This is a genomic window from uncultured Methylobacterium sp., assembly GCF_964244095.1.
Taxonomy (GTDB): domain Bacteria; phylum Pseudomonadota; class Alphaproteobacteria; order Rhizobiales; family Beijerinckiaceae; genus Methylobacterium.
Genome location: NZ_CAXTHR010000032.1, coordinates 21,579 through 33,950 on the forward strand (window position 1 = coordinate 21,579; position 12,372 = coordinate 33,950).

A 12,372-nucleotide genomic window follows, 5' to 3' on the forward strand; every position below is an offset into this window, starting at 1 on the left:
CCGTTGCGTCGTTGCGCAGGAACAGGGGTGTTCGACGGGTTTGCGACAGCACAGCCGCCTGTTTGCCGCCGAAGACCGTTCCGATGGATGATCCGACAAGCAACAACTCCTGATTGAATATGCTGCGCGGTGGCGGACCGCCCTGCCCCGCTCGCCGGCCGAAGGCGTTGCCGGGCGCGCCCCGAGCGGCGGCCGCGGCGGCAGGCCCCGTGCGCGCGGGTGGGCACGGATGATCGATGCGAGCCGGGATGGCGGTGCGCGCCGACGCTCAGGCGGGCGTTGCGGGATCGGCCGGGGCGTAGACCGCCTCGCCCAGGCGCCGCAGCGGGCCGCCGGCGCCGGCGCGCTTCCACAGCCGGGTGTTGAGCGCCGCCACCGGGTCCGGCCCCGGCACCGAGAACCCCCGCGCGACGAGGGTTTCCAGGATCTCGCCGGCATGCATCGGCCGGCCGGCCGCGGCGAGCACGGCCACGGCCGCCTCGACCAGCGCCCGACCGTAGCGGCGCGCCGCGACCGGGTCCGCCTCGAACGGCACCGCTGGCGGGATGGCCGGCCAACCGGCCGGCTCCTTCGCGCGGGCGGGCTCCGAACCCGCGGGTTCCGGGACACGGTCGGCCGAGGGCTCGACGGGCCTGCGGGATGCGTCCCGCACGGCCTCCTCCGGCGCGGCGCCCCGGGGCCGCTCGGGCGGCGGGCCGGGCATCTCGGGCTCCGGCAGCGCCGGCCCGCGCAGGCGGCGGCCGAGTTCGAGGTAGAGCACGTGGTCGGCGATCTCCCGGTCGAGCGCCTCGCGCTGGCGGCGCAGAGCCGCGAGCCGCGCCTCGATCTCCGCCTCGGAGGACCCCATCCCGCATGCCTCCCGTCTGGAGGTTTATGGAATATTCCACGGACGTGGCTTTGGGAAGATCGATCGGACGGATATTCTCTAAGGGAATTCCACGGTCGACCTGAGGTGATCGGACGACGGACAGGCGGAGCGCGCCGGACGGTTCCCGCCCGTCTTATTCCTTCCGGGTCGCACCGCTCTTCTGCTCTCAGGAATACAGGGAATTCCCTCTCTGTTCCCTGAACGTCAGGCCTTCGCGGCCGCCCGCGCCTTCGTTCCCTGGCGCGGCGGGACGAGCAGGGCGCCGGGATCGGCCGGCTGGAGGATCATGCCGCCGTCGTCCAGCGCGATCGGCAGCTTCGGGAACACCTCGCGCAGGTGCGCGAGGTCGGCCTTGAACGCCTGCCGGAAGCTGCGGATGCAGGCGTTCTCCGCCCCGAACTGGCCGTGCAGGTTCGCCCAGGTCAGCCGCAGGGGGCGCTGGAGGGCGCGGAGGCGGTAGCCCACCCAGAACAGCAGGTCGAGCTTGCGCGCCGAGCCGGAGAAGGCGCGCGCCGCCCGGATGTCGACGGGCAGCGCGTGGCGGATCAGGTTGTCGTAGAAATCCTGGTGGAACTGCACGGTCCTGGACCACGCCGCGCCCTCCCCGTCCTTCGCCCCGTCCTTCACTGTGGGCCGCCACAGGTCGAGGCTGCGGAACGGCGGCACGTTCAGCGTGCTCGCCTGGTCGCGCCCGTCCCACAGGCCGATCTGCATCGAGCAGGCGGCGAGGCGGTTGAGCTGCTCCTTGAACTGCCGGATCGTGCCGCGCTCGCCGCCGGTGACGGCAAACCCCATCGCGCGCATGAAGCCGGAGAGCGAATCGGCCACCGCGATGGTCGGGCTGCGCTGGCGCACGGCCTCGGTGCAGAGGTGGAGCAGCACGAGCCGGGCCTTGGGGCCGTAGGGCAGGCCCTGCGGCTCCATCTCGCCGGTGAGCGGGCTCTTCAGGCGCCCGGCGACGAGGTTCAGCGAGTTGCGGCCGTAGTCCCGCGAGAACTCGCGCACCGGCCCCGGGTCGCGATAGGGCAGGCCGCAGAGCGCCAGCACGGAGTGGATGTGCTGGAGGTTCTCCGGAACGGTCGGCTGGCACTCGATCACCGCGCGTACGGCATCGCGCCGGCGCTGGTCGCGGCCCATCCCGGCCCGCCGGCCGGCGAGCGCACCTTGCGCCGCCGCGTCCGCGTCGCGGGCCTGCTGGCGGTGGAGGATGTGCTCGACGATCTGCGCGAACAGGAACCCGCCGCGCGCCGCCTCGACCTCGGCGCGCAGATCCGCGTCGCGGATCGCCGCCACTCTGTCCTCGATCCCCATGCGTCGTCCCGAAAGGTCCCGCGCACGGCCCGACCGGGCTTGCGCCGTCGCGCGCAGAACCCGGCGTCCGGACCGGGTCCGCCGCGTCCTGCATGCTCGGTCCTGCATGGCACGATTCGCAGCGGCGGAGTCCCGCCCGCAGGGGCGCAGTCCCGGGGCACGGGCGGGTTATCCCGGCAATCCACGCTCGTCCCGGCCCGATCCGTTGGCCTGGCCGGTCGCCGCCCCCGGCCGGGCCCGGCCGACCGGGGGCGGTCCGGCGCAGCGTCCGATGCGGCCGCCCGGGCCGGATCAAACCACGCAGAGTTCGATGCGGCGGCCGGCCCCGGCTTGTCCCCGCTGTGCACCGCCGGACCCGCGAAATCGCGCCGAATCCCATACGCACCCGCGCAGACTTCGATACGCCGCACCGGGGCCGCCGCGCAGAATCCGATGCGGGATGGCGCAGAGTTCGATGCGGGACCGCGCAGAGTCGGATGCGCGAACCCTGCACAAACCCATGATCCGGAACAGGTTTCCGCCCTCCCTTATAACCTTCATAACCGACTCTCTGAGAATCCTTTCTGATAGTTTTCCTAGTGCGGATTCGGAGCGTTCGGCATGGAGAACAGGACGGCACCCACAGACTTTCCGAATGGAATATAAGGAATATAGCGGTGTTGTCCCCATCGCCTGCCTGCCCAGGCGTGTGATTTTCGACGGCGCATCGGCTACGTCGCGTGATGAAACCGGCTCGGGGCCGGCTTGAGGCCGCTTGGGGATCGAACCGTGTGACCGAGACGGCGCTGCGAAGACTCGTGCGGCTGATGGCGGAACTGCGCGATCCCGAACGCGGCTGCGCCTGGGACGCGGCGCAGACGTCGGCCAGCCTCGCGCGCTACGCGGTGGAGGAGGCCCACGAGGTCGTCGACGCGATCGAACGCGGTGACCCGGACGACCTTCGCGAGGAACTCGGCGACCTCCTGCTCCAGGTCGTGTTCCACGCGCGCATCGCCGAGGAGGCGGGCGCCTTTGGCCTCGACGACGTGGCCGAGGCGATCACGGCCAAGCTGATCCGCCGGCACCCGCACGTCTTCGAGGCCGACGGGACGCTGCTCCCGGCCGGCGGCCCGCGGCGCGACCCGGCCGCGGTCGCGGCGCAGTGGGAGGCGATCAAGGCGGCCGAGCGCGCCGGCAAGAGCTCAGGCGCCGCGGCGCCGGGGCACCTTGCCGGGATCGCCCGCACCCTGCCCGCGCTCACGCGGGCGGAGAAGATCTCGCGGCGGGCGGCGGAGTACGGCTTCGACTGGACGGAGGCGGCCGAGGTCGTCGCCAAGGTCCGCGAGGAGACCGACGAGGTCGCCGACGCCCTCACGGCGGGCGACCCGGCGGCGCTGGAAGAGGAGATCGGCGACCTGCTGTTCTCCGTGGCCAACCTCGCCCGCCATGCCGGGATCGACCCGGAGGCGGCGCTGCGGGCCGGCAACGACAAGTTCGTGCGCCGGTTCGCGGGCATGGCCCGGCGCGTCGAGGCCGGCGGCGGGCGGCTCGCGGGAAGCGACCTCGCGGCGATGGAGGCCGCCTGGGCCGCGGTGAAGCGGGCCGAGCGCGGGCCGGCGTGAGTCCTACACCACGCTGCCGCGCAGGTCGTAGGCGTCCGCCGCCTCGATCCGCACGGTGACGATGTCGCCCGGCCGCACCGGGCGGCGGCTGACGACGTGGACGTTGCCGTCGATCTCGGGGGCGTCGTATTTCGAGCGGCCCCTGATGCCGGCCGGCCCGACTGTGTCGACGATCACCGGGATGCGCTTGCCGATCCGCGCCTTCTGCAGCCGCAGCGCGACGACCTGCTGCGCCGCCATGAAGCGATGCTTGCGCTCCTGCTGCAGCTCGGGCGGCACCGCCGCGCCCAGCGCGTTCGCGGCGGCGCCCGTCACCGGCTCGTAGGTGAAGCAGCCGACGCGCTCGAGCCGCGCCTCCTTGATCCAGTCGAGGAGTTCCGAGAACTCGGCCTCGGTCTCGCCGGGGAAGCCGACGATGAAGGTCGAGCGGATGGCGAGATCCGGGCAGATCCCGCGCCAGGCCCGGATGCGCTCCAGTTGGCGCTCCTGGTTGCCGGGGCGGCGCATGCGCCTCAGCACGGCGGGCGAGGCGTGCTGCAGCGGCATGTCGAGGTAGGGCAGGATCTTGCCCTCGGCCATCAGCGGGATCACCTCGTCGACGTGCGGGTAGGGGTAGACGTAGTGCAGCCGCACCCAGGCGCCGAGTTCGCCGAGTTCTCGCGCTAGGTCGTAGAACTTCGCCCGCACCGCGCGGTCGCGCCACGGGCTCGTCGCGTAGCGGAGGTCGAGCCCGTAGGCGCTGGTGTCCTGCGAGACGACGAGCAGCTCCTTCACGCCGGCCTTCACCAGCTTCTCCGCCTCGCGCAGCACGTCGCCGGCCGGGCGGCTGACGAGGTCGCCGCGCAAGCTCGGGATGATGCAGAAGCTGCAGCGGTTGTTGCAGCCTTCCGAGATCTTCAGGTAGGCGTAGTGCCGCGGCGTCAGCTTGACCCCCTGCGGCGGCACGAGGTCGAGGAACGGGTCGTGGGCCGGCGGCACCGCCGCGTGCACCGCCGCCACCACCGATTCGTAGGCCTGCGGGCCGGTGACCGCGAGCAGGTTCGGGTACTTCGCGCGGATCGCGTCCGGTTGGGCGCCCATGCAGCCGGTGACGATGACCCGGCCGTTCTGCGCCATCGCCTCGCCGATCGCGGCGAGCGACTCGGCCTTGGCCGAATCGAGGAAGCCGCAGGTGTTGACGACGACGACGTCCGCCCCGTCGTGGCGGCGGGCGAGCTCGTAGCCCTCGGCGCGCAGGTGCGTGAGGATGCGCTCGGAATCGACCAGCGCCTTCGGGCAGCCGAGCGAGACGAACGAGATTTTCGGCGCGGGCGAGGTTTTCGGCGCGGGCTTGCGATCGATCGGTCGAGCTGTTGCGGTCATGCTGCCCCGTGCGGCGCGGACGCCGCCGGCCGACGGCAGGTCGGACGCCTCGACGATCCCGGGTTTTCTCGGTGTGGCGCCCCCTATAGCGGGATCGCCGCCTGCAGGCGAGCCCCGCGCCCGCGGGGCTGGTCTTCCGCTGGCGGTGCCCCTCTGGCGGCGGCCCGACGTCAGCGCGCCTGCGGCGCCGGTGCCGGCTTCCCAGGCGCGGCCGGCTGTGCGAGGCCTGCGGGCCGACCCGCCCCTCCCGCGACGACCGTCTTCCCGGACCGGACATGGCACGCCCACAGACCTGGACCCGGGAGATCCCGTTCGTCGATCCCGTCGCTGCGGCGATGCGGCTGCGGCGGCTTCCCGGCCTCGCCTTCCTCGACAGCGCGATGCGCCACGACACGCTCGGGCGGGTCTCGATCCTCGCCGCCGACCCGTTCGCCCGCTTCCGGTTCCGCGACGGCCGCGCGAGCCTGGACGGGCATCCGGTCCCGGGCGGGCCGATCGCGGCCCTGCGCGCCTGCCTCGCGCCCTATCGGCTCGACGCGGAGGCCGGGTTCCCGGGCGGGGCGATCGGCTACCTCGCCTACGATCTCGGGCAGGCGCTCGAGCGGGTGGCCGTTCCGCCCCGGCGCGCCGGGCTCACCGACGACGCGGCCTTCGACCTCCACGACACGGTGCTCGCCGTCGATCACGCGGCCGGCACCTGCCGGCTCGTCGCCACCGGCTTTCCCGAGACCGATCCGGCGCGGCGCGGCGCGCGCGCGCAGGCGCGGCTGGCCCGGTTCGCCGACCTCCTGGACGCGCACGAGCCCGATCCCGCCGCGCCGCCACCGACCGAGCCGCCGGCCTGGCGCTCCAACTTTTCGCGCGACCGTTACGAAGCCGCCGTGCGGACCGTTAAGGACTACATCCGCGCGGGCGACATCTACCAGGCCAACATCGCGCAGCGTTTCACGGCGGCCCTGCCCCGGGACTTCGATCCGTTCGCATTCTACCGCCGCCTGCGCGAGACCAACCCGGCGACCTTCGGGGCCTACCTCGAATGCGACGGTCTCAGGATCGCATCGAGCTCCCCGGAGCGGTTCCTGAAGCTCGACGGGCGCCAGGTCGAGACCCGGCCGATCAAGGGCACCGTGGCGCGCAGCCCCGACCCGGCCGAGGATGCGGCCCGCGCCGCGCGGCTGCTCGCCGACCCGAAGGAGCGCGCCGAGAACACGATGATCGTCGACCTGCTGCGCAACGACCTCTCGCGGGTCTGCGCGCCGGGCAGCGTCCACGTGCCGGTGCTGTGCGGGCTGGAATCCTATGCCGGCATCCACCATCTCGTCTCCGTCGTCACCGGCACCCTGCGGCAGGGCCTCGACGGCCTCGACCTCCTGGAGAAGACCTTTCCCGGCGGCTCGATCACCGGCGCGCCGAAGCTCAGGGCCATGGACATCATCACCGAGATCGAGGGCGACGCGCGCGAACTCTATTGCGGCGCCATCGGCCGGATCGGCTTCGACGGCAGCCTCGACACCGCGATCGCCATCCGCACCGTGTTCATGGACGGGGCGACCGCCGTGCTCCAGGCCGGCGGCGGCGTCACGCTGCTCTCGGACCCGACTGCTGAGTACGACGAGACCCTGACCAAGGCCGCCCGCGTGTTCCAGGCGTTCGAGCCGTGAGGACCGCCGCCGGGGGGGCCTCCGAATCCCGGCGCGGCCGCGGCCGATGCCGCCGGCCGGGCGCGGGCCGCCGGGCGGAGCCATGATCCTCGTCATCGACAACTACGACTCGTTCGTCTTCAACGTCGTCCGCTACCTGGAGGAACTGGGCGAGACGGTCCGCGTGGTGCGCAACGACGCGCTGGACGTCGCCGGAATCCGCGCGCTGGCGCCCGACGCCCTGGTGGTCTCGCCGGGGCCGTGCACGCCGGCCGAGGCCGGCATCTCGCTGCCGGCGATCTGCGCGCTGTCGGGCACCGTGCCGATCCTCGGGGTCTGCCTCGGCCATCAGGCGATCGGCGCGGCCTTCGGCGGCCGGGTCGAGCGTGCGCGAGCCCCCCTGCACGGGCAGGCGACGCCCGTGGCGCATGACGGGCAGCGGCTGTTTGCCGGACTCCCCGCCCCGATGCAGGTCGGCCGCTACCACTCCCTCGTCGTCGCCGCGCAGCCCGGCATGGACCGCATCCTCACGATCGACGCGCGCTCGGCCGAGGGCGAGGTGATGGCCCTGTCCCACCGGACGCATCCGACCTACGGCATCCAGTTCCACCCGGAATCGGTGCTCACCGAGAACGGCCACGCAATCTTTGCCAATTTTCTGGGGCTCGCCCGCGACTGGCGGGCGGCGCGCGGGACCGGGAGGGGGCCGGATGCTCTGGCATGAGGGCCGCCTGAGCGCGGGCACCACCCTGCCCTTCGACCTCGCCGACCGCGGCCTGACGCTCGGCGACGGGGTGTTCGACACGGCGCTGGCGCTGGCCGGCCGCGTCGCCTTCGAGGACGCGCACGTGGCGCGGCTGGCCACCTCGGCCGCGACGCTGGGCTTCCCCGCGCCGGTGGAGGCGATCCGGGCAGCGATGCGGGCGCTCGCGGCCACCGGGCCGCGGCTGGCGATCCGCACCACGCTCACCCGCGGCCCCGGCCCGCGCGGGCTGGCGCCGCCCGCCGACCCGCGCCCGGCCCTGTTCGCCACCGCCGCCGCCAGCGACCCCAAGGGCGCGTTCGCGCCGCTGCGGCTGTGGCCGACCGACATCCTCCGCAACGAGACCTCCCCGACCTCGCGCCTCAAGACGCTGGGCTATCTCGACGCGGTGCTGGCCGGCGGCGCGGCACGGGCGGCGGGCTTCGACGAGGCCGTGTTCTCCAACACCCGCGGCCGGCTCGCCTGCGCCGGCACCGGCAACCTCTTCGGGATCTTCGGCGACCGGCTGGTCACGCCGCCGCTCGCCGACGGGGTGCTTCCCGGCATCGTCCGCGCCGCGATCCTCGCCGCGATCGCACCGGCCTGTGGTCTGGTCTGCGAGGAGCGGTCGGCGCCGCACGCCGCCTACGAACGGGCGGACGCTTTGTTCGTCACGAACTCGCTGCGGCTGCTCGCCCCGGTCTCGGCGATCGGCGCCACCGTCTTCGCGGTCGATCATCCGGTCCTGGCCCGCCTGATCGCGGCGCTGCGCGCTCACGTCGCCGCCGAATGCGGCATCGCGGAGGAGGGCGTCGCATGACGGATTTGGCAGACGGATTTGGCATGACGGACCGGACCGGGGCGGCGGTCGTCGCGGAGCCGCCCGGACGGATTTGGCTGCGGCGGGCGCTGATCGTGCTCTACGGGGTCGTCGGCGCGGTCCACCTCGCCGCGCCCGGCAAGCTGATGCCGATCATGCCCGCCTGGGTGCCCGAGCCACGCCTCGTCATCCTCGCCACGGGCCTGTGCGAGATCGCGGGCGCGCTCGCCCTGCTGAGCCCGCGCCTGCGCCGGGCCGCCGGGATCGGGCTCGCGCTCTACGCGCTCTGCGTCTGGCCGGCCAACATCAAGCAGGCGTGGGAGGGCATCCCCGTGGAGGGCCTGCCGGATTCGTGGTGGTATCACGGCCCCAGGCTGGCGTTCCAACCGGTCCTGATCTGGGCGGGACTGTTCGCCGGCGGCGCGATCGACTGGCCGTTCGGCGGCACGCGTAAGGGTCGGGCTCAGGCCGCCGACGGAGGCGCCCGGCCTGGACCCGGGATCACGGGATCGGAGGATCGCGTCATCCGATGACCCGCGATCGTCCGCTCGGGGGGGCGTCTCCGGTCCACCGGTGCCCGACCCCGTCGCCGGGGTGCGCATCGCCACCGCACGCGGATCTTGGGCCACCGCACGCGGATCTTGCCACGGCGCGGCGCTCGGCCGACGCGACCGCCGGTCGGCGGCGATCAGGCCGAAGGCCGGGTGCCTCCGGGAGCGTGCAAAGGCGGGACCTTGCAGAGGAAGCAGCCCGGCGCTTCGGGGGCGCCGGGCTCGGTCGCGTCCGGGCGCCCGGCCGGGTGGCGCGCGGGCCCGCTTCCGCCGAACCGGGAAACGATCAGGGCTTCGGCGCGGCGCCGCCGGCCGGCTGCTCCAGCTTCTTGCGCATGTCCTCGCTGCGCTTCTCAAGCTCGGCCTGGAGCTTCTTCTGCTGCTCGTCGAGGACCTTCGGGTCCATGGCCGGGCCGTCGAAGGCCTTGCCGAAGCCGGAGAGCGGCACGGCGAAGGTGACCTCGCGCTGGGTCTGGTTCTGCACCGAGACGTTCAGCGTGGTGCCCTTCTTCATCGCCGCGACGACGCCGGCATCGACGCCGCCGGCCTCGGCGAAGCAGCCGTTGGGGAAGCAGACCGCGAACTTGCCCGCGGTGCCCTGCTGGCCGTCGACGGTGAAGCGGATGCCGGGCTGCAGCAGCAGGCCGAGCGGCAGCAGGTAGCGCACCACGCGCACCTCCTGCTTGGTTGCCGGGTTCTTCATCTCGTAGACGGCGACCGCGAGCACCGGCTGGCCCTGGTCGGAGACGAAGTCGCGGGTGGTGTAGCAGATGTCGGTGCCGGAGCCGCCGTCCTTGCCGCAGACCTTGGTCCACTCGGCCTGGCTCGGCTCGGACTTCACCGTCACCGTCTGCGGGCCGGTCTGGGCGGCAGGCGTGTTGGCCGCCGGCGTCGCAGGGGCTGGGGCTGGGGCGGCAGGCGCGGGCGCCGTGGGGGCCGGCGTCGCCTTCTTCGGCTGGGCGAATGCGGGCCCGGCGAGGCCGGCGAGCACGAGGAACGCGGCGGCGCGCATCGGATGCGCCGGGCTTTTGGCGGATGACATGGGCTCAGACCCTTTGAGGTTCGTCGGACAAGGAATTCGTCGCGACGGGAAAGGCGTGACGCGGTTCGGGACGCGCGCTGCCGGGCCGGCAGGCGGCGCCGCGCGGGCCCCGGGCGATCGGGCGGCCTGCTTCCCCGGCGAATGCGGCGAAGGCATGACACCCGCCGGCCCACGGCCCGCGACCGGGGCGTTAGCCGCCGGTTAACCCTGAACCCGCATCGATGGCCAGCCGTCCCGGCGCGGCGTGCGGGGTCGTCGTCCGGCGGGCGATGCCTCGGCCCCGTGCGGTCGCGTCGGCTCCGCCGTGCGCGACGAGGCCCTTCGTATCGGAGTCGAGGTCGTGAGCGCGGCGCAGCCCTTCATCGAGCCGTCGACCGCCGGCCGCCGCCCCGTGACGCGGGAGACCCCGCGCGCGCCGGTCCGGCCGCCGGCCGCCGCGGCGGAGATGCTCCTGCCGCCGACCGGCCTGTGCGCGCTGCTCCGCGCCACCGCCCGGGCCCACCCCGCCCGGATCGCCTTCGCCGACGCCGCGGACAAGCGCGCCTGGAGCGCCAGGCCGCCGATGCGCTGGACCTACGGGACGGCGGCCGAGATCGTCGGGCGCCTCGGCCGGGCGCTCCAGGCATGGCGGCTGCCTCCAGGAAGCCGGATCGGATTGTGGTTTCCCGGCAGCACCGAGGGCCTCGTCGCCCATCTCGCGGTGGAGGCGGCCGGCCACGTGCCCTGCCCGCTCCCGCCCCACTGGAGCGAGGCGCAGGCGGCCGCCGGCATCGAGGCCGCCGGCCTCTGCGCCGTGCTGACCCAGGCGCGATGGGGGGCGGCGCGGCCCGCCGAGAGCCTGTGCCGGATCGCGGCCGGCTATTTCGGCCTGCGCTACCTCGCCGCCTTCGGTCCCGACGTGCCCGACGGCGTGATCAACCTCGACGCCCTCACCCTCGACCGGAGCGGCGACCGGGCCGGGCCGGCGCCGGATCGCGGCGGCGGACTCGTCAGCTTCGCGACGGCCGATCCCGCGCGCCCGGTCCACCGCTCCGCCGACGCCCTGCTCGCGGCCGTCGCGATGCATCTGGTCGCGGCCCGGATCGATCCGGGCGACCGCATCCTCACCCTGCTGCCGCCCTCGGATCTCCGCGGGATCGTCACCGGCCTCGGCGCGGCCCTCGCCTCGGGCGCCGGCCTGGAGACGATGCCGGTCTTCGACGGCGCGGGCTTGGCCGAAGCCCTCGCCCAGCCGGCCCCGACCCATCTCGTCGCCCCGTCCTTCCTGGAGGACGCCCTCCCCGCCCTCCCCGGGGCGGAGACGCTCCGTTCGCTCGTCCTCGCGCACCGCGCGCCCGTGCGCCTGCGCCCGCGCGGGCCGCATCCGGCCCCCGGTCCGCACGTCCTCGACGTCCTGGCCTTCGACGAGGACGCGATCCTCTCGGGCCGACGCGGCGAGGCGGATATCGCGCTCACGCTCGCCGAACCCGGCCGGCTCCCCCTGCCCCCGGTCCTGTTCGGCCTGCGCCGCGGGCCGGACGGGCGCCTCGCCTTTCGCGGGCAGGCCTGCGCCGCGGCCGTGCTGCGCCGCGGCGCAAGCCTGTCCGCGAAAGCAGGTCTGTCCGCGAAAGCAGGTCTGTCCGCGAAAGCAGGTCTACCCGCGAGAGAGGGCGATCCGGCGGAGATCGAAGCCTTCCGCCTCTCCCGCTTTCGCGCCGATCTGCTGGCCGGAGCCGTGATCGCGGTGAGCGAAGCCTGAGCCGGCGCTCCCCCGCGCCGTCCCGGCGCGGAGCCGCAGCGCCGCGAAGCGATCAGTCCTCGTCCTCGTCCGCCGGGCGGACGCCCTTGAGCTTGGCGAAGACGGAATCGGCGTTGATGCGCTCCTCGCGGCCGCCGTGGCGGTGCGCGTCGGCCTCCGGCGCCTCGTCGCGGGTCGAGACCTCGGTCGGCAGGAGCGAGGCGCCCGCATCGGCCGCGGCGGCCGCCGGGCGGTCCTTGGCGGCGCGCTGCACCTCGAAGTCGAGGTCGATCTGCGTGCACAGGCCCAAAGTCACCGGGTCCATCGGCTGGAGCGCGCCGGAATTCCAGTGCGAGCGTTCGCGGATCTGCTGGATCGTCGACTTGGTGGTGCCGACCAGCCGGATCACCTGCGCGTCCTTGAGTTCGGCGTGGTTGCGCAGCAGCCAGAGGATCGCGTTCGGGCGGTCCTGGCGGCGGGACAGCGGCGTGTAGCGCGGCCCCTTGGTGGTGCGCTTGACCTCGGGCAGCTTCACCTTCGAGACCGCGACCTTGAGCTTGTAGCTCGGGGTGCCTTGCGCCTTCTCGATCTCGTCGCGGGTGAGCTGGCCCGTGGTGATCGGATCGAGCCCCTTGATCCCGGCGGCGACCTCGCCGTCGGCGATGCCCTTCACCTCCAGCGGGTGCAGCTTGCAGAAATCGGCGATCTGCTCGAAGGC

11 protein-coding genes are annotated in these 12,372 nt (G+C 73.7%); 6 read left to right on the forward strand and 5 right to left on the reverse strand.

The genetic code is table 11. The annotated features are described in order from the left end of the window. Window positions 1-268 precede the first annotated feature (268 nt). Both ACFE86_RS07555 and ACFE86_RS07560 read right to left on the reverse strand, forming a co-directional pair. On the reverse strand, window positions 269-847 hold the full coding sequence (locus ACFE86_RS07555; protein ID WP_375454717.1) for a hypothetical protein: 579 nt from the start codon (window positions 845-847) through the stop codon (window positions 269-271). A gap of 225 nt (window positions 848-1,072) precedes the next feature. Continuing rightward, the gene (locus ACFE86_RS07560) at window positions 1,073-2,179 is read right to left on the reverse strand and encodes a replication protein RepA (RefSeq protein ID WP_375454718.1); all 1,107 of its coding nucleotides are present in this window, start codon (window positions 2,177-2,179) and stop codon (window positions 1,073-1,075) included. Between the two features lie 770 nt (window positions 2,180-2,949). On the opposite strand from ACFE86_RS07560, the gene mazG reads away from it, so the two are divergent. Then, window positions 2,950-3,780 (forward strand): nucleoside triphosphate pyrophosphohydrolase, encoded by an 831-nt coding sequence (gene mazG / locus ACFE86_RS07565; protein WP_375454719.1) that lies wholly within the window; start codon window positions 2,950-2,952, stop codon window positions 3,778-3,780. Between the two features lie 3 nt (window positions 3,781-3,783). Here the strand turns inward: mazG and rimO are convergent, their stop codons facing one another. Next, a complete protein-coding gene (gene rimO / locus ACFE86_RS07570) occupies window positions 3,784-5,142 on the reverse strand; it encodes a 30S ribosomal protein S12 methylthiotransferase RimO (protein ID WP_375454720.1) in 1,359 nt (452 codons plus the stop codon). A 275-nt stretch (window positions 5,143-5,417) separates the two neighbouring features. Here rimO and pabB point away from each other — a divergent pair, with 275 nt between their 5' ends. The 4 genes from pabB to ACFE86_RS07590 all read left to right on the forward strand — a co-directional run bounded on the left by pabB (window position 5,418) and on the right by ACFE86_RS07590 (window position 8,877). Beyond that, a complete protein-coding gene (gene pabB / locus ACFE86_RS07575; RefSeq protein ID WP_375454721.1) occupies window positions 5,418-6,803 on the forward strand; it encodes an aminodeoxychorismate synthase component I in 1,386 nt (461 codons plus the stop codon). Between the two features lie 82 nt (window positions 6,804-6,885). Beyond that, on the forward strand, window positions 6,886-7,506 hold the full coding sequence (locus ACFE86_RS07580) for an anthranilate synthase component II (protein ID WP_375454722.1): 621 nt from the start codon (window positions 6,886-6,888) through the stop codon (window positions 7,504-7,506). After that, window positions 7,493-8,344 carry an aminotransferase class IV gene (locus tag ACFE86_RS07585; RefSeq protein WP_375454723.1) on the forward strand — a complete coding sequence of 284 codons (852 nt, stop codon included), beginning with the start codon at window positions 7,493-7,495 and terminating at the stop codon, window positions 8,342-8,344. Before ACFE86_RS07580 ends, ACFE86_RS07585 begins: the two co-directional genes overlap by 14 nt. A gap of 23 nt (window positions 8,345-8,367) precedes the next feature. Then, entirely contained in the window at window positions 8,368-8,877 is a 510-nt protein-coding gene (locus tag ACFE86_RS07590; RefSeq protein WP_375454724.1) for a DoxX family protein, read from the forward strand. A 304-nt stretch (window positions 8,878-9,181) separates the two neighbouring features. Here the strand turns inward: ACFE86_RS07590 and ACFE86_RS07595 are convergent, their stop codons facing one another. Continuing rightward, entirely contained in the window at window positions 9,182-9,937 is a 756-nt protein-coding gene (locus ACFE86_RS07595) for an invasion associated locus B family protein (RefSeq protein ID WP_375454725.1), read from the reverse strand. Between the two features lie 340 nt (window positions 9,938-10,277). Between ACFE86_RS07595 and ACFE86_RS07600 the strand changes: the two genes are divergently transcribed. Then, on the forward strand, window positions 10,278-11,675 hold the full coding sequence (locus ACFE86_RS07600; RefSeq protein WP_375454726.1) for an AMP-binding protein: 1,398 nt from the start codon (window positions 10,278-10,280) through the stop codon (window positions 11,673-11,675). A gap of 52 nt (window positions 11,676-11,727) precedes the next feature. Here ACFE86_RS07600 and ACFE86_RS07605 read toward each other — a convergent pair. After that, window positions 11,728-12,372: DUF1013 domain-containing protein (locus ACFE86_RS07605; RefSeq protein WP_375454727.1), on the reverse strand; the 645-nt coding region annotated here is incomplete at its 5' end.